Annotated in this window: 12 protein-coding genes and 2 pseudogenes; 6 read left to right on the top strand and 8 right to left on the bottom strand. The window is 69.9% G+C overall.

What is annotated here, in order from left to right; translation table 11 throughout:
- Positions 1-141: 141 nt before the first annotated feature.
- Both ABTZ58_RS18880 and ABTZ58_RS18885 read right to left on the bottom strand, forming a co-directional pair.
- The gene (locus ABTZ58_RS18880) at positions 142-2,898 is read right to left on the bottom strand and encodes a molybdopterin-dependent oxidoreductase (protein ID WP_351357529.1); all 2,757 of its coding nucleotides are present in this window, start codon (positions 2,896-2,898) and stop codon (positions 142-144) included.
- Between the two features lie 5 nt (positions 2,899-2,903).
- Positions 2,904-3,728, bottom strand: a complete 825-nt coding sequence (locus tag ABTZ58_RS18885; RefSeq protein WP_351357532.1) for an FAD binding domain-containing protein — start codon at positions 3,726-3,728, stop codon at positions 2,904-2,906.
- A gap of 528 nt (positions 3,729-4,256) precedes the next feature.
- On the opposite strand from ABTZ58_RS18885, the gene ABTZ58_RS18890 reads away from it, so the two are divergent.
- Both ABTZ58_RS18890 and ABTZ58_RS18895 read left to right on the top strand, forming a co-directional pair.
- On the top strand, positions 4,257-4,841 hold the full coding sequence (locus tag ABTZ58_RS18890; protein WP_351357535.1) for a tryptophan 2,3-dioxygenase family protein: 585 nt from the start codon (positions 4,257-4,259) through the stop codon (positions 4,839-4,841).
- A gap of 439 nt (positions 4,842-5,280) precedes the next feature.
- Positions 5,281-6,345 carry a fatty acid desaturase family protein gene (locus ABTZ58_RS18895; protein ID WP_351357538.1) on the top strand — a complete coding sequence of 355 codons (1,065 nt, stop codon included), beginning with the start codon at positions 5,281-5,283 and terminating at the stop codon, positions 6,343-6,345.
- Between the two features lie 207 nt (positions 6,346-6,552).
- Here the strand turns inward: ABTZ58_RS18895 and ABTZ58_RS40225 are convergent.
- Positions 6,553-6,690 (bottom strand): annotated as a pseudogene (locus ABTZ58_RS40225) (IS256 family transposase); the annotation flags it as partial.
- 230 nt (positions 6,691-6,920) lie between these two features.
- Between ABTZ58_RS40225 and ABTZ58_RS18900 the strand changes: the two are divergent.
- Complete coding sequence (locus ABTZ58_RS18900; protein WP_351357541.1) at positions 6,921-8,129, top strand: PP2C family protein-serine/threonine phosphatase; 1,209 nt, start codon at positions 6,921-6,923, stop codon at positions 8,127-8,129.
- A 509-nt stretch (positions 8,130-8,638) separates the two neighbouring features.
- Here the strand turns inward: ABTZ58_RS18900 and ABTZ58_RS18905 are convergent.
- From ABTZ58_RS18905 to ABTZ58_RS18920, 4 genes and pseudogenes are all read right to left on the bottom strand, one after another.
- The gene (locus ABTZ58_RS18905) at positions 8,639-8,944 is read right to left on the bottom strand and encodes an SCO5918 family protein (protein WP_351357544.1); all 306 of its coding nucleotides are present in this window, start codon (positions 8,942-8,944) and stop codon (positions 8,639-8,641) included.
- Between the two features lie 44 nt (positions 8,945-8,988).
- Positions 8,989-9,393 (bottom strand): annotated as a pseudogene (locus ABTZ58_RS18910) (CBS domain-containing protein); the annotation flags it as partial.
- A 45-nt stretch (positions 9,394-9,438) separates the two neighbouring features.
- Positions 9,439-10,278 carry a DEAD/DEAH box helicase gene (locus ABTZ58_RS18915; protein ID WP_351357547.1) on the bottom strand — a complete coding sequence of 280 codons (840 nt, stop codon included), beginning with the start codon at positions 10,276-10,278 and terminating at the stop codon, positions 9,439-9,441.
- Between the two features lie 338 nt (positions 10,279-10,616).
- Positions 10,617-10,820: a cold-shock protein gene (locus ABTZ58_RS18920; protein ID WP_014145516.1), complete on the bottom strand. Its 204-nt coding sequence runs from the start codon at positions 10,818-10,820 to the stop codon at positions 10,617-10,619.
- A gap of 963 nt (positions 10,821-11,783) precedes the next feature.
- On the opposite strand from ABTZ58_RS18920, the gene ABTZ58_RS18925 reads away from it, so the two are divergent.
- Positions 11,784-12,425 (top strand): carbonic anhydrase, encoded by a 642-nt coding sequence (locus ABTZ58_RS18925; protein ID WP_351357551.1) that lies wholly within the window; start codon positions 11,784-11,786, stop codon positions 12,423-12,425.
- Positions 12,426-12,516: 91 nt separating this feature from the next.
- Here the strand turns inward: ABTZ58_RS18925 and ABTZ58_RS18930 are convergent, their stop codons facing one another.
- Positions 12,517-13,494: an L-threonylcarbamoyladenylate synthase gene (locus tag ABTZ58_RS18930; RefSeq protein WP_351357554.1), complete on the bottom strand. Its 978-nt coding sequence runs from the start codon at positions 13,492-13,494 to the stop codon at positions 12,517-12,519.
- Positions 13,495-13,931: 437 nt separating this feature from the next.
- Between ABTZ58_RS18930 and ABTZ58_RS18935 the strand changes: the two genes are divergently transcribed.
- Both ABTZ58_RS18935 and ABTZ58_RS18940 read left to right on the top strand, forming a co-directional pair.
- Entirely contained in the window at positions 13,932-14,081 is a 150-nt protein-coding gene (locus ABTZ58_RS18935; RefSeq protein WP_351357556.1) for a hypothetical protein, read from the top strand.
- A gap of 1,466 nt (positions 14,082-15,547) precedes the next feature.
- The gene (locus tag ABTZ58_RS18940; protein WP_351357559.1) at positions 15,548-16,672 is read left to right on the top strand and encodes a cytochrome P450; all 1,125 of its coding nucleotides are present in this window, start codon (positions 15,548-15,550) and stop codon (positions 16,670-16,672) included.
- Positions 16,673-16,713: the final 41 nt, after the last annotated feature.

Below are 16,713 nucleotides of genomic sequence, written 5' to 3' on the forward strand. Positions count from 1 at the left end.
CATCGGCCAGGGACGCGGACCACGCGCGGATGAGCCACCGTCCTTGCCCGAGTCCGGCGCCGGGGCCGAGCACGATCGGCTGGACGGCGCCTCGGCCGGCGGTGGAGTTGAGGAAGCCGCGGCGGCTGATGAAGCGAGGGTTCATGACGGCTCGCTTCCTCGGCCGATCGAGTCCTGCCTCGCGCGGCGGGCGCCCGTCCGGCTTTCGCCCGAAGCCGAGGCGAGGGCGGACCAGAGGGAGTCCGGGCGCAGGGGCAGGGTGTGCACGCGGATGCCGAGGGCGTCCCGCACGGCGTTGGCGAGCGCCGGGGCGATGGGGTTGATGGCCAGTTCGGCGAGGGGCCTGGGGGCCGTTGTGGGGTCGTGGTCGATCAGCTGGACCTGGGTGGGAGGGAAGTCGCCGAAGTGAGGGATGGTGTAGGTGCGCAGGTCAGGCGTGGTGATGTGGCCGTCGGGGTCCGTGGTCAGTTCTTCGCGGAGGGTGCAGCCGAGGCCTTGGACGACGGCTCCTTCGATCTGGGAGCGGCTTTGTTCGGTGTGGACGATGTGCCCGGCGTCGGCGATGTGCACGCTGTCGAGGACGCTGATGATGCCGGTGTCGGTGTCCACTCGGATGCGGAACCACTGGGCGCTGACGGACAGGGACAGCTCCGCGTCGTCCGCCGCGGCCGTGGCGTCGGCTTGCAGACACAGGCCGGCCGACTGGGCGTAGCGGTGAAGGTCGGTGAAGGGCACGCTCGCCCCGGCGCAGTGAACGGTGTCTTCGGCCAGGCGGCAGTCCTTGGACGGGGTGGTGGTGAAGGCGGCTGCGGTGGTGATGAGGAGCCTGGTGAGTTCTCGGCAGGCGCGGGTGACGGCCTGTCCGGTGAGCGCCATGGCGGTCGAGGCGAAGCCTCCACTGTCGTGCTCGAGGAGGTCGGTGTCGGCCTGGTGCAAGCGGATGCGTGCCGGGCTGGTTCCCAGGATCCCGGCGGCGATCTTGCGCAGGGCGGTGCCGGCGCAGGATCCGAACTCCGGAGCTCCGGTCGTCAGGTCGTAGCAGCCGTCGGCGGCCAGTGATGCCTTGGCCTGGGCGAGGTGGCCGTCGGCCGGCACGCTGTGGTGGGCGGCGATCGCCAGGCCCTCACCGACGCGGTACCCGTGCGCGGCAGGCCGCTCGTGATCGAGGTGTCGGTCCGCCCGTGCCTGCCGCAGGGCGTGAAGTACGTCGTGCAGGGCGCTTCCCATGAGGGCGTGCTGTCCGCCCGCGCCGGGAAAAGCCGCTGTGTCCGCGGGGCGCAGGCAGACCTGTTCCCGCATGGTCAGCGGGTCCAGGCCGAGACGGTGGGCGATGTCGTCCAGAGCGGATTCCACGGCGAAGACGACCTGTGCGGCGCCGTACCCGCGGAACGCCCCGGAGGGGACGTTGTGGGTGCGCACGCTGAAGGCCTCCACCGCCGTGTTCTCGCACCGGTAGGGAGCCAGTCCCTCCGCGCAGCCGGTCTCCAGCACGCCGGGGCCGTGATTGCCGTAGGCGCCGGTGTCGGCGGTCACGCGGATCCGCATCGCTGTGAGCGTGCCGTCACGGCGGGCACCGAGCGTGACCCTGGTGGTGAAGGGATGCCGTGTGGTGGTGGCGGTGAGTTCCTCGGTACGCGACAGTTCCAGCTGCACCGGGCGCCCGGTGTGGAGGCAGGCCAGGGCGGTGATGTCTTCGGTCAGGACTTCCTGCTTGCCGCCGAACGCACCACCGACGCGGCCTGCGGTGACCCGCACGTGCTGCGGGTCGAGGCCGAAGATGTCGCACAGGCGTCTGCGCACCAGATGCGGGGCTTGGGTGGAGGTGTGGACTCGCAGCCGTCCCTCGCCATCCGTCCATGCCCGGGAGGCGTGGCATTCCAGAGCGGTGTGCTGGACTCGCTGGGTCGTGAAGGTGTGGTCGTAAACGACGTCGGCTTCGGCCAGCCCGCGGTCGACGTCCCCCGTGGACCGGTGCAGGCGGGCGATCACGTTCGGTCCGTCACCCACCCGCACGGCACCGGGGCGCATCGCTTCCTCGGCAGTGCCGACGGCGGGAAGCACCTGGTAGGTGACGCGGACCAGACGGCCGGCTTCCTCGGCCGGTGCGGGGTGGTCGGCGATGACGGCGGCGACACGCTGACCGACGTGGCGCACCACATCGTCAAGGACCCGCAGGTCGGGCGGGTCGTCCTCGGTCCGCTCGTGCAGTGCCGTGGAGAAACGGGTCACCGGAGCGTCCCGGTGGGTGAGGACGGCGCGCACGCCGGGCACGGCGAGCGCCGCACGCGTGTCGATGTCCAGGATGCGGGCGTGCCGGTGCGGGGAGCGCACCAGCGCCAGATGCAGCGTTCCCTCCGGCTCGGGTTCGTCGAGGGTGAAACGCGCGGCGCCGGTCACGACATCGCGCGTCGCCCGATCCGTGGATCCGGGATGACCCGGAGGGACGGACGAGGCCGATCCCAGCGGGCATGTGGCTCTCACCGCGCGGCTGATCGACTGGTAGCCGGTGCAGCGGCACAGGTTCCCTTTCAGCGCCTGCGGCAGGTCGTCCAGCTGAAACCCGCTCAGCGCGACGGTGGTCATGATGAATCCCGGTGTGCAGTAACCGCACTGAAACCCCTGGGCCCTCGCGAATGCCTCCTGAACAGGATGCAGGGAGCCGTCCGTGCTCAGGCCCTCGACGGTGGTCACCGTGCGGCCGTCGGCGCGGTGGGCGGGATACAGACAGCTGTGCACGGCCATGCCGTCCACATGCACGGTGCACGCCCCGCAGTCACCGCTGTCGCAGCCTTTCTTCACCCCCGTCCAACCCTGCTCACGCAGGTAGGTGCGCAGACACTGTCCCGCCCGGGGTGGCCGCTCGCTGGCCCGGCCGTTGATACACACCGTGAACGGCATCCGGGTCACCTTCCCTCCGCCAGGGTGCTGCGGACCTCTTCAGCCAACTGCACGACCAGGTGCCGACGCCAACGGGGCCACCCGTGGGCATCGTCCAAAAGGAGGGAGCGGGGGAGCGCCGACGCCAGGCGGCCCCGCAGCTCGCCGGGGGAGGGTGTGCCTGTGAACGAGACGGTCACCGGCCGGGTCGTGGCGGCGGTGACCGTGACAGTCAGTCGCCCCTCCGGCCAGCCTCGGACACCGGTGACCAGGGCCACCGACCTGCCCCACTCATGGGTGGCGACTCTGTGCATCACACTGGACGCGGCGAGGGCGCCTGCGGGCAGCATGAGCGAACGCAGCAGGTCACCCGGCCGCAGCAGTGTGGACCCGTTCCCTGTGATGAAGTCCCGGACTGGAACGGCACGTTCTGTCCCGTCCAGGCCGCGCACCCGGCAGGTGCCGTCCAACGCTGCAGCCATGGAGATCATGGGGCCGGCCGGCAGGGCGGCGCAGAGGTTGCCGCCCACCGTCGCGGTGTTCCACACCTTGAAGGACGATGAGAACGCCCGGCAGCAGTCGGTGATGAGGGCTCGCCCCGACGGCCACGGCGCGCCGGGCGTCTCGCCGAAGGACAACAGCTCGGTGATGGTGCAGGTGGCCGCCACCTCGAGCCCGGCCTCCGTCACGGTCAACGGCGGCCAGTCAAGGGTGGTCAGGTCGCGCAGCCGCCGCAGCCCGGGCTGGGGTGCGCCGAACAGGGCCGTACCGCCGGCGAGCCATGCGTCTCCCTGCCGCCAGGGCAAGGCACTCCGCCCGTCGACCACCTCACGTACTGCCGTCAGGTCCATGGCACGCTCCCTTCGCCCGCGCCGTCAGGCCGGTGGCGGGCGGACCCCCCGCTGACAGGCAGTCCGCCGACCTGGCCCGGCGTGACGGTGGCGGGCCCGCAGACGTGGCGTCCACCAGGCAGCCGCTGACCACCGGCCGTCGTCTGCGTGCCGGCGGTGAGTACGCGGCAGCACAGCCGCGCGGCGGTGACGCGACCACCCACGGCGACCCGTGATCCGGCCGGACCCCGCCCGGCCGGATCCGGCTTCCGCCACGTCGTGGTGAGGGCCGACGGCCACCCGGGGGACATCGGCTGACCTGAACGGGGTGGATGGACAACGGTCAGCCACACGGTGGCACGGCGTTGCCGATCGGCACGTGACTCGCTCATCCTGCTCCCTGCACAATCTTCCGGCCGGCGCTCGATCCCGGTGCGCAGCTAGGCTCCCCCGCAGCGCTCCCCGGCAAAGGGGGCCGGACGGGTGGCGCGGGTGAACGTCCGGCGGCGACACGAACGCAGACGGCCGTGGCCCGTCATCATCGCGTCCATGGAGACGCCCTACGCCTGTTACCTGCGACTTCCCGATCTCCTCGACCTGCAGCAGCCCCGCACCCCGAGTGAGCAGCGCTCACAGTGGGCGGACGAGCACTTCTTCATCACCGTGCATCAGTCCGCTGAAGTCCTCGCCAGTCAGGCACTGGTGGACCTGAAACGCGCAACCGAACACGCGGACGCGGGCAAGGACATCAAAGCCGCCACGGCGTTGCGCCGGGTCACCGCTGTCGTGGACATCCTCGAGCACCATCTGGCACTGCTGGACCACCTCCATCCCGACAGCTTCGCTTCTTTCCGCCCTCTGCTCGACAACGCCAGCGGAGCCCAGTCCAGCCAGTTCGCCCAACTGTTCCACCACATCACCGCGCCGGACCTCCCCGGCCCGCCGGCTGATGCCGTTCACGCCCACGAGTCGCCATTGGCTGACGCGGTGTGGGCGCTGCGGTCGGCCGTGATCCGCTGGCAGACCCGACACCTGCTTCTGGTCGAACGGATGATCGGCGACCAGCCCGGCACCGGGGGAACCTCCGGACTGGCCCATCTGCGCGACCAGATCGACCTGCCGCCCCACGACTGATCCGGCTCTGCGGGCGGCCCGGTCTGCCGGGCAGGCTGGCGCCCGGGGCGAAAGAGAGCGACGTCGGGCAGGGACGCGGCCGAGTTCGGGCCACACCGGGCCTTTATACCGCCTTGTGTACTCTGAAGTCTGGATACCCAGGCTCATGGCTGCACTTCCCGGTCCTTCCGGGCAAGTACTGGTGTCCGCGCCAGATTTGTACGCGCGCTGAACCAAGTGCTGCCAGCACCGTGTGGAACCGATCCGCTGGATGCGTCCCCGCAGTGGCGTGACAGATCCAATCCCCCCTACCGCCCCGACCCGATTCCGTGTGCGACGTGCCGTTGTGACGTCGTCCGTGGTGCGGGCCGGCACCGGGAAATGAGGCATCATGCCGACCCCCCGTCGTCCCTTCGACGACGTCCTGTCCCCGCTCCGTTCGCGAACGACAGGATCGACGATGACCGCAGACACGACGCAGCGCGCGAGCGACACCGCCGCACCGACTCGGGAACGCCGCGCAGGCAGTGACTTCTCGCGTCTGTCCAAGCAGGTCATGGACGCCGGACTGATGCGGCGTCGCCCCTTCTACTACGGCCTGCGCATGACGCTGGTGACCGCGGCCTACGCGGTGGGCTGGCTGACCTTCGTGACGATCGGCGACAGTTGGTGGACGCTGCTCACCGCCGTGTTCCTCGCTGCGGTGTTCGGACAGGTCGCGCTCGTTGCGCACGACATCGGTCACCGTCAGGTGTTCCGGCGCAGCCGCTCAAGCGCGCTGATGGGGCGGCTCGCCGCCAACGTGGGGATCGGGATGGGGTACGGCTGGTGGCAGGACAAGCACTCCCGCCACCACGCCAACCCCAACCACGAGGAACTCGACCCCGACGTGGCCCCCGACATCCTGGTCTGGAGTCAGGCCCAGGCCCGCAAGGCCACCGGCCTGCCCCGCCTGCTCGGCAGGGTGCAGGCGTATCTGTTCTTCCCGCTGCTGACCCTGGAGGGCTTCAACCTGCACGTCGCGGGGATGCGTGCGCTGGCGGACCGCTCCCTCAAGCAGCGCCGGATCGAGGGAACCCTCCTCGTCGCCCACTTCGTCCTGTACCTCGGCGCGCTGTTCCTCGTGTTGTCCCCGGGAAAGGCCGTGGTGTTCCTCCTCGTGCACCAGTGCCTGTTCGGCGTCTACCTGGGAGCCATCTTCGCCCCGAACCACAAGGGAATGCCGACGCTCACCGGCGCTGACCGGCCCGACTTCCTGCGCCGGCAGGTCCTCACTTCCCGCAACGTGCGCGGAAACTGGTGCACAGACGTAGTGCTGGGCGGACTGAACTATCAGATCGAGCACCACCTGTTCCCGAGCATGCCGTCGCCGAATCTGCGCAAGGCACAGCTCCTCGTGCACCGTTACTGCGACGAACTGGGTGTGGCCTACCTTCAGACCTCGCTCCTCGCCTCCTACGGACAAGCACTCCGAAGCCTGCACCGGGCAAGCAGCCCGCTGCGGCAGCAATCACGGATCGTCTGACAACGTGGGTCACGCGTGGCGCGGTCAGCGGTAGCGCTACGGCGCCAGCTCGGTCCGCACCGTGCTGTACGAGCAGTTCGGGCTCACCGCCGACGCGGTCGCCGCCGCGGCCCGTGAGAGCCTTGCCGCCGTGGAGGCACCGCCGATGGCCACCACGCTGCGGAGCGAGGGGTTCGTCAAAGGAACGGTGCAACCGAGGTGGCGGGGTCACCGGCGGGTGCCTGAGAGCCGGTCGTCGAAGGCGATGCCGAGGGCGTTCAGCGCGGTCTTGCAGCGCATGGTCCAGCGGGCCTGGCCCGTGCCGGCGGGGTCGAGGGACATGATCGTCCTGTAGGCGCACTTCAATTCGGTCGGCGCCGTGCAGACGGGCTGAGGCTTGACGATCTTGTGAGCACTCAGGTTGGCCCCGCTTCCTGGCAGAGCCGGACTGCCGGCCCCTGGTCCGGAGCGACCCCTTACCCTGGGGGGTCCGGAGCACCATCGAGTAGCAGGGAGCCGGAGTGAGCGGAGGTGACTCACCCCCCGACGGCAAGCCGGTGAGCCGTCCTGCCGGGAGCGGGAGGGTGCGGGAGCCGATGACCCTGGCGGAGGTGCTGGCAGCCGCGGAGACTGCGGCCCCTGTGGAATCGCTGGACGTCGTTGCGCGCATGCTGAAGGAGCGTCTCGGGGCCGTCTCGGTTTCCTTCCTGCTCACCGACTTCACCGGCGGCTCAGTGGTGCGGCTGGGGTCTGCGGGAAGCGTCGTAACCGATGACCCCGCCCGGCGAATCAAGCTGGGGGGCACCCTGTATGACGACGTGATCCGCACCCAGCAGCCGCGGGTGGAAGAGAGGGGGGATGCCAGGTGGGTGCGGGTGGTCGCCCCGGTGACGAACCGGGGGGACGCCATCGGGCTCCTGGAGCTGTTCCTGCCCGCGCAGCCGGACGCAGCGGTGATGCGGGAGATCGGCGAGAGCGCGCACGCTCTTGCCTACATCGTCATCGCGAACCGGTCCTTCACCGACGTGTACCAGTGGGGCCGCCGCACCAGCCCGCTGAGTCTGGCGGCGGAGATCCAGCACCGACTGCTGCCGGCGTCCCTGGCGTGCGAGGCGGCGCAGTTCGCCGTGGCCGGGGCGCTGGAGCCCGCCGACCACGTCGGGGGCGACACCTTCGACTACACGATCGACCGGGACACGGTTCAGCTCTCCGTCACCGACGCCATGGGACACGACGTCGACGCCGCGCTCCTGGCCACCCTCGCCGTAGGCGCTCTCCGCCGGGCCAGGCGGGCGGGGGCCGACCTCGCCGAGCAGGCGCGCCAGGCCGACGAGGCCATGCGCGAGCACAACCAGGGCTACGTGACCGGGCAGATGCTGCGCATCAACCTGGTCGACGGCGGGACCGAGTTCATCAACGCCGGGCACCCGTGGCCGCTGGTGCTGCGGAACGGGAGAGTGCGGCAGGTCACCCTGAAGATCGACATGCCCTTCGGCTTCCAGGTACCGCACACCTACCGGGTCCAGCGATTGGGCCTGCAACCGGGTGACCGGTTCGTGATGCTGACGGACGGCATGCTGGAGCGCAGCGCCGGAACCGTCGACCTGCACGGGCTGATCGTCAGCACCCGCACGCTCCACCCCCGCGAAGCCGCCCGCACCCTCATCGCGGCAGTGGTCGATGCCAATCTAGGCCACCTGGAGGACGATGCCACCGTCATGTGCCTGGACTGGCACGGCCTCGACAGACCCGTTCGGGACGCCGATACCGGCGCTGACCTCGCGGAGGCCTCTGCGGCGACATGAGGGGAGCGAACCTTCCCGGATGATGACCCGGACCGTACGGCCGACGCCTATGGCCTGAGCGCTGTCCCTGATGGGGTCCATGGGCGTAGGCAACACCGGCGAGACGGCCTTGCCGGTACGGGGCTGCAGGATGGATGTCCGTCAGATGGCAGGTTCCCGCATGCTGTCTGCGGCCCCAGGGCTGTGCCCCGTGCGGCTGAGGGTCCTCGTCTTCTGGGCCGCATCCGTTCAGCCGGCAGTTCGAAGGCCGGTGGCTTGAACGGTAGGCCCCGTCTCCTGGAGGTGTTCCGCGCCTCCCCCCCAGCCGATCGAGGCGTACTGGTGGCGCGTACGCCGGTGCGGGCGATGGACGGTGGGCACCGGTCCATGGCCGACGGCTCTGGGAACTGCGTGTGGGGACACTGAGGGCGCTGTCGCCCCATTCGCCTACCGGCCGGGGAATGCGGCACGGTCCGTCCGGCGCACACCAGACGGGCTCTCACCGCTGTTGCGCTGTCGGCGCGCGCCGGTCAGACCAGGGGAGTGCCGAGCAGTGCGGAAGCCCGCTGCAACGGGCTTTCGACGGGTGCGGGCACGGCCGCGGGGAGGGAGCGGCAGGTGAAGCCGAGTTGTGCCATGGCCCTCAGGACCTCGCCGGTGCTGAAGTCGCGGCGGTCCTGGCGGGTGATGACCTGGCCGACCTGCTTGACGGGGTAGTGGCGCCGTCCGATGATCACAAATTCGCCGGTGACCGGCTCGGGCTTGATGCCCTTCATCGATTCCAGCACGCCGCTCTTGGTCAGGTCGAACGGGAAGCGGGCGATGACACAGCGCATGATGCCTCACAGGCGGAAGAGGTGGCGGGGCCGACCGTTGTGCAGCGGTTCAGCAGGAGAACGCCCAAGGCGCTGCCGTGTTCGTCGACGACGGGCACGGGTCCGAGCTGCGCGTAGGCCATTGCGTTTTCGGCTTCGGCCCTCGTGGCCAAGGGTGAGACCAAGGGCCGGTTGCCGTCGGTGATGTCACCCAGGCGGATCCGGTCGGTGTATCCGGAGCCGTCCCGGACGGCGGTGAGCTGGACCTGGGTGACCAGGCCCAAGCAGCGGGCATCTTCGTCGCAGACGACCAGGTGCTCCGCCCGGGCAGCGGCCATGACGGACAGTGCCACCTCGATGGTCATGTCGTACCAGACCTGCGGCCCGGCCGCGTCCATGATGTCGGCCACCGTGCTGTGTGCGGGGTAGTCGGCACTCGCGGTGCGGGTCGGTAACTGGACCGGTGTCAAAGGGTGCCTCCTGTGCAGATGGGCGGGATCCCGATCACGAGGGTTCTATGCGGACGCACCGGCGGTGGATCGGCGTGCGAGGGCGGGCCGGGTCGCCGATGTGGGGCGGCGCCGGCCGCGGTAGGCGGCGCCGCGCTTCTTGGGACCTTCGACCACCGGTGTGGTGATGACGACCGGGATGCCGGTCGGGGTCTGGGCGCCGGTGATGTGGTGCAGGGCCTCTTCGCCGGTGCGGATCCGGGTGGTCTGCGGGACGATGCCGACCGTTGCCATGAGGCGGGCCATGCCGCGGCGCTGGTTTGGGGTGACCAGGGTGACGACGCTGCCGGACTCGCCGGCCCGGGCCGTGCGGCCGCCGCGGTGGAGGTAGTCCTTGTGGTCGGCCGGCGGGTCGACGTCGTATGGCGCGAGCGCGTCGGTGACCTGCTGCGCCAGCTCGCGCGTCGGTACGAGGATCAGCCCGAGCTGCCGGGGCTCGGCGCGCTGACCGGCTGTGCGGGCCAGCAGCGCCAGCCCGAGAGCGAGGGTCTTGCCGGAGCCGGTACGCCCGCGACCGAGCACGTCACGGCCGGCGAGGGAGTTCGGCAGGGTCGCCGCCTGGATCGGGAACGGTGCGGTCATGTCCCGGTTGCTGAGTTCGGCCAGCAGTTCCCGGGGCATGTCGAGATCGGCGAAACCCGCCACGACGGGAAGCGCGGGGGCGATCGTCTCGGGAAGGGCGAACTCCCCCTGAGCCGCGGCGGGTCGACGGCCGTGGCCACCGGAACGGCTCGGAGCGCCGGACCGGCTCGGGGCCGACGAACCGAATCGGCCGCCGCCCTTTGCGGATTCGGCACTGCCGTTACGGGAACGGTTGAAGCGGTCGTTCGCGCGTGTGCGATCCATGCGGAACCTTCCTCGATGCGGCACATATCAAGGAACCCTCGCGCCAATGAGCGGCACGGAGAATCGCAAAAATGAGCCGGTGAAACGCGGCAGCGAAACTGGCCGACGGAAATACGCGCAGGCGCATGGGCTGAAACGAGTGGCGCGAGGCGGGCTCAGTGTTCGAAATGCGTCCACTGCGATGTGGCTATGAAGGGTGTGCGTCTGCACCCTGCAAAGTGTTCTGTGTGCGATAAGTCCAGGGATTTCCTGGTAGCCCTGCCCAGGTGAAACGCATGCAGCTGGGGCCCGCACCCCGAGGGATGCGGGCCCCAGCTGCAAGTAAGCGACAGTCAGCGTCAGGCGAGAACGATGTTCTCGGCCGTCGGGCCCTTCTGGCCCTGTGCGATGTCGAAGGTCACCTTCTGGCCCTCCAGCAGCTCGCGAAAGCCCTGGGCGGCGATGTTCGAGTAGTGGGCGAAAACATCGGCGCCGCCACCGTCCTGCTCGATGAAGCCGAAGCCCTTTTCCGCGTTGAACCACTTCACGGTACCAGCAGCCATGTCAAATCTTTTTTGGGGCAGTGCATCGGGATCCGCACCGTGCGGACCCCGTGTCGCCGCGTTGATCACCCCGCCCGGAAAAAGACCGGAAATACAAAAGTGCTCCCGGCGACAAAGTCGCTGGACAGCACTTGAAGTTTCGGGAACCACAACTGCAACTGAGATCGACAGTAGCACGCCGCAGCGGCTCGTGTGCGGTGAAGAACCGTACCTTGCTCATTGCGGCAAAGAATCTCTCTGCATGTTCCTTTGAAATCTCATCTCGCGGGCGCACATTTGACCCATCCACGCTTTGGCGACTGGCGGCGGTAGCGGGCAGACCCAGCTCGCCCAGAAGCAGGGCCGGCGGCGAGAGCACCGGCGGGCCAGGACGCTACGGCTGTCGGGGACTTCCGTCCAGCAGACCGGGTCGGGGATGAACTCGATGCGGTCAGGGCGGCGCCGGTCGCGCAGGTGCGACTCTACGAATAGCCGGAGGCTTGGCCGAGCCTGTTCTGCGTCCGCCTGGCTCGTGGTGGTCAGGGGCAGGGTGCTCCGTCGAGGTGACGAGGCACCCGTTGCCATGTCTCGGGCTACCACGGTCACTCGGCACCTCGGCCCGACGTGCCGACAGATCGGGTGGCCCGACGGTGTTGCGAGCACCATCAATGCCCCTCAACCGGCCCACTGACATGCTCCGCCCAGCGTCTGGTCCAGCCGGAAGCCCGCCGTGCGTCTTTCGCGCCTCGCCCAGCTGCGTGAACCCGGCCGGTCCGCGTCGTTCGGCCGACCGTGTGGGCCGTGCCTGACAGGGAGTGTGGACGACGAACGAAGAACTCCGGATCAGTGGCTGTGCGGTGTGGGCCATCGCCACCCTCACCCGGCGCCTTGGGCTGCTGCCCCAGCCGTCGGTTCGGGCCGATCTGATGAGCTCCGGTCCGGCCGGGCGGTGTGACGGCTGGTGCCGGCTCGTGGGCTGTCGCCATGACCGAGACGCAGACCCCGACGCCCCGAGACGCCTTCGAGCTGCTCATGGCCGGTGACCAGCGTTTCGTTGTCGGCGCCCCTGAGCACCCGAACCAGGACGCAACGCGCCGCACCGAAGCCGCACCGTCCCAGCAGCCCTTCGCCGTGCTGTTCGGGTGCTCCGACTCCCGGCTGGCCGCCGAAATCATCTTCGACCGCGGTCTGGGTGACCTGTTCGTGGTGCGCACCGCGGGACATGTCGCCGGCGCAGAGGTCCTCGGGTCCATCGAGTACGGCGTAAGCGTGCTCGACGCCCCGCTCGTCGTCGTGCTCGGCCACGACTCCTGCGGAGCCATCGCAGCCGCCTGCGCCGCAACCGATGGTGGCGTGCTTCCCGGCGGCTTCGTCCGTGACGTGGCCGAACGGGTGACCCCCAGCGTGCTCACTGCCCGCGCAGCCGGGCGCAACCAGGCCGAGGAGATCCTGGCCGCCCATGTCGAGCACACCGTGCACCTGCTGCCGGAACGCTCCCGCGTCCTGGCCGAGCGGGTGGCCTCCGGCCGTCTCGGTGTGGTGGGACTGTCCTACCGGCCGGCCGACGGCAGTGCACAGCTCGTCGCCTCTCGCGGCCGCGAGGCGGAAACCTGCGCCGCGTCCTGACGTCCCCGACGTGATGTCCTCGGCCCTGAGAAGAGCCCGTCACGCCGGGCTTCCGCGTCCGGGAGCAGTGAGGGCACGGTACCGGTGCTGGTCATAGGGTGGGCCGGGGCCCTGCGGCGCGGCGGAGCCGGTTCGCGATCGCCAGTCCCAGCCCGTCTTCCACCGGCAGTGAGGCGATGATGAGATCGCAGCCCTGTTCGTCGAACTCGCGCAGAAATCCGTAGAGCCCACGCGCGTAGGCGGCCATCGAGCCGGGCACCGCCACCACCGCCTGCGCCTTCACCGCGGCGTCGGCGAAGGCGGCGGGCAGAAACACGCCCACCCGGTGTCCCGCCTCCTGGGCCGTCTCTGCTTCGGAAACGACCTTCTCCGGCTCGACGAGGACGACCTGTGCACGCGGGGCGTAGTGCGATGGATGCTGGCCCGGCACCCGGATCCGGCTGGTCGCCGGAACCGCGAGGGAGCCTCCGAGGACCGCTTCGAGGTCCTCACGCGTCACCCCGCCAGGACGCAGGATGCTCGGCATCCCGCCGGTGACGTCGACGATGGTCGACTCGACGCCGACCTCACATGGCCCGCCGTCCAGCACGAAGTCGACAGCATCACCCAGCTCGGCACGGACATGGTCCGCCGTGGTGGGGCTGACCGAGCCGAAGCGGTTGGCGGACGGGGCCGTGACACCGCCGCCGAAAGCGGACAGCAGCGCCAGTGCCACGGGGTGGTCGGGCACACGCACGGCCACCGTCTCCAGGCCACCGGTCGCTTCCCGAGGCACGCGAGGACCGCGCCGCAGGACCAGAGTGAGCGGCCCCGGCCAGAAGTGTTCCGCCAGCAGGCGCGCCGTCACCGGCACATCTTCGACCCAGGTGTCCAGCTGCTCCGCGCCGCCGATATGGACGATCAGAGGGTGGGAGGGTGGACGTCCCTTGACCTGGAAAATACGCGAGACGGCGGTAGGGTCCTCGGCGTTGGCGCCCAGTCCGTAGACGGTTTCGGTCGGCAGGGCCACCAGGCCGCCGGCAACCAGCACGCCGGCCGCCTTCTCGATGTCAGTGGTTGTTGCCGTCACTCGCGCAATCCTAGCCGGGGCAGGGAACCGCGGCGGTCGTGGTCACCATGGCCTGACCGGCGGCGGGGTCCAGCCGCTCGCCGCTGCCTCCCGCTCCTGCTGCGCGGCCATCCCTGGTCGATGGAGTGCCGTCCCTGCCGGATCGGGCGCCAAGTCCGGAGCGACCTGTGAGGCCGCAACGGTGACGGCATTCCCTTGCCCGATCGTCCGGCCCTCCGGGATACAGGCCCGGCACCGACCACACCGCGGCGCTCATCACCGTCGTCGCGAAACCATGGCGGCCTCGGCGCAGGGGCACAGGCGCACCACCAGTCGCTACCACCGTCTGCCCGTCCCGCTCGACGCCCCCGGCCCGCCCGCCCGCCCGGTCCGCGCCGCGGCAGTCCAGCCTGCTGTCACCCGGTTTCGAACAGGACCCCTACGCGCACTACACACGAGTGCGTGATCAATTCCCGCTCGCCTACGACGAGCCCGTCGACGCCTGGCTCGTCAGCCGGTACCGCGGCGTGCGCGCCGCCCCAACCGATGCCCGGTTCACCTCCGCCAGCTACGGCTGGCAGTCGGCGCCGATCTTCGGCAGACGGTAATCCAGATGGACGGCCGCGAACATGCCGCTCACCGGTCGTCTTTGCCCCCCGCCTTCCGCGGGCGTGTACTTGAACGGCTTACCGCCACCGTCGAAACGATGGCCTGATATCGCCGTGCCTCTCCTGCTACGTACCCTGCCCATGGATGCCCGTGCGGCTGGAACACACCGAACGGGTGGCCGGGCCCATGACAACGTGACACGAGCATGCGGCTGGCCGGACCAGCTCGACCGGCAGTCGGGCGGTCAGGCCGGTCGGCACCCTGGTGGTCCACGGCTCGTTTCTGGCCATGGCACGGAATCGATCGTCCCGGTGCGAGGCCCGGCGGTCGTGCGCATGATCCTGGAGACGCACGCAAGAGCGCCATCCCGTGGTGCTCCGGCCGAAACCGCACCTGGCGGGGGTCCGTTACTCCCTCGTCGCATGCGGGTGATCGAGAGCGGCACCCCTGTTCCCGCCTGGGAGTTCCCGGCTGATCGGACCGTGGATCGGCCGGCGGACGGCCGCCGGCCACCACCTGAGCAGCACGGGACTCGCAGCATCGTCGAGCGCTGCTTCAGCAGGTCTTGAGCAGTTCCGGGGGGTGTGTCGCTGGCATCGGAAGAGATGGCTCAAAAAGGAGGGCGAGGGCTGGGACAGGGCGGCGCCGCAGTTCCGGGCTCTCGAAGGCCGCCTTGTCGCACTTCTCGGGAACGTTGCGGCAACGCCCCCACCGACGGCCCACTTGACGAATCGGCAGGCGGGTGGCCGTGCGGCCGGGACGACGGCCGCGGCGGTCCCCCGGGGCGCCCGCTTTCCCGTTCAGATCCTGGGTTTGAGTGTGAAACGGCGGGATACACGCCCTCTTTGGTGGGCTGCCGAACGGTCATCTCCCCTTTGATCTCAGGGGGTTGCCATCCTGTGACCCAACGTGAAAACTGTGAGCGCACTCGGCCGGGATGAATCGTGTCGGAGCGCGTTCTTGGCACGTGAATCGTAGGAACAGGGGAGTTCCGCGCAGGGTTGCTGGGCGGAGAAGCAACGGGGGGGACGTGGTGGTGTCTGCTAGGTGCCCTGGGCGCGTATTGCCAGGCTGCGCACGTGCGGGCCTGTCCGCCGCTCGGCGGGCGTCCGGACCGCTCGGAACCGCCGCCCCACCGCCCCTGTTCCGCCCTCAGTTCCGCTGACACCCGGGCCGGCATTCCCCGAGCGGTGGACAAACCGGTCCCCCTCGGAGGGGCGGCCCGGCTGAGCCGCGCACCGGCCACCGGTGCGGAGGGACCGCCCCGCAGCGCCGCACCCCGATGGCCGACTCCGTGACGGCCACCGCTGCCCGCGGTCCGCCACCGCGCACCGTCCGTGGTCCACCGCCGGGCACGCGCGTCCTCATCCAAGGAGAAACGGTGACAAGCACACAACTGACCGGGGCCGAATCGCCTCTTGACGCGTTACCCGAGCGATGGCGGTCCTTACGTGACGCGGGCCCCGTGACGTACGACGAAGAGCGGCGACAGTGGCACATCGTGGACCACCAGGGCGTCTCGTCGGTCCTGTCCGACCCGGCGACGTACTCCTCCGACATGACGCCCATCGCCCCCACCCAGGAGGACTTCGAGGTCTTCACGCAGGGCAACTTCGTCGGCATGGACCCGCCGGAACACCGCAAGCTCCGCACCCTGGTGAGCCAGGCCTTCACTCCGCGCGTGGTCCACGGCCTCGCACCGCGCATCGAGGCCATCTGCACGCGGCTGTTCGACGGTGTCGCCGACCGCGACCGCTTCGACCTGGTCGACACCCTCGCCTACCCCCTGCCGATCATCGTGATCGCCGAACTCCTCGGTATCCCCGCCGAGGACCACCGGCTGTTCCAGAATTGGGCCGCGACCCTCTTCGGCGGTGACCAGCTCGGCGACAGCCTGGACATGGCCGACCTGGAACGTGCGCTGGAGGCCATCGCCCCGACCGTGCGCGAGATGAACGGCTACGTACTGGACCACATCCGGCACCGCCGCGCCCACCCCGGTGACGACCTGACGAGCAGTCTCCTCGCGGCCGAGGTGGACGGAGCGCGACTGGCGGACCAGGAGATCGTCGGGTTCGTCGCCCTGTTGCTGGTCGCCGGGCACATCACCACCACCGCGCTGCTCGGCAACGCCATCGTCACCTTCGACCGGCACCCCGGCACACTCACCGCACTGCGGAAGGATCCGGACCGGGTGCCGGACGCCGTCGAGGAAGTCCTGCGCTGGCTGCCGCCCTTCCCCGAACTGGGCCGGCGCACCACCCGGCCGGTGGCGCTCGGCGGTCACGAGATCCCGGCCGACACGCTGGTGATGGTGCACCTGGGGGCCGCCAACCGTGACCCCTCCCGCTTCACCTCGCCGGATGACTTCGACGTGGCCCGCGACCCCAACCCCCACCTGACGTTCGGCCATGGCATCCACTTCTGTTTCGGCGCCCCACTGGCCCGGCTGGAAGCCCGCATCGCCCTGCAGATGATGATGGAACGTTTCCCCTCCGTCGCGGTGCCCTCGTACGACGACGTCACGTACCAGAACCCGGCCGTCATCGTCGGCGTACGTCACCTGCCGATCGCCGTCACCCGGCCGTAGCGCGTCGACGCGCACGCCCCGCACCGCTCACCCGCGGGCCG

It is taken from the genome of Streptomyces sp. NPDC094143 (genome assembly GCF_040303825.1).
In the GTDB taxonomy this organism is placed as follows: domain Bacteria; phylum Actinomycetota; class Actinomycetes; order Streptomycetales; family Streptomycetaceae; genus Streptomyces.

Bases quoted from the DNA above. Each gene is read 5' to 3' on its own strand.
- ABTZ58_RS18880 (WP_351357529.1), bottom strand. From the start codon at position 2,898: ATGCCGTTCACGGTGTGTATCAACGGCCGGGCCAGCGAGCGGCCACCC.
- ABTZ58_RS18885 (WP_351357532.1), bottom strand. From the start codon at position 3,728: ATGGACCTGACGGCAGTACGTGAGGTGGTCGACGGGCGGAGTGCCTTG.
- ABTZ58_RS18890 (WP_351357535.1), top strand. From the start codon at position 4,257: ATGGAGACGCCCTACGCCTGTTACCTGCGACTTCCCGATCTCCTCGAC.
- ABTZ58_RS18895 (WP_351357538.1), top strand. From the start codon at position 5,281: ATGACCGCAGACACGACGCAGCGCGCGAGCGACACCGCCGCACCGACT.
- ABTZ58_RS18900 (WP_351357541.1), top strand. From the start codon at position 6,921: ATGACCCTGGCGGAGGTGCTGGCAGCCGCGGAGACTGCGGCCCCTGTG.
- ABTZ58_RS18905 (WP_351357544.1), bottom strand. From the start codon at position 8,944: ATGCGCTGTGTCATCGCCCGCTTCCCGTTCGACCTGACCAAGAGCGGC.
- ABTZ58_RS18915 (WP_351357547.1), bottom strand. From the start codon at position 10,278: ATGGATCGCACACGCGCGAACGACCGCTTCAACCGTTCCCGTAACGGC.
- ABTZ58_RS18920 (WP_014145516.1), bottom strand. From the start codon at position 10,820: ATGGCTGCTGGTACCGTGAAGTGGTTCAACGCGGAAAAGGGCTTCGGC.
- ABTZ58_RS18925 (WP_351357551.1), top strand. From the start codon at position 11,784: ATGACCGAGACGCAGACCCCGACGCCCCGAGACGCCTTCGAGCTGCTC.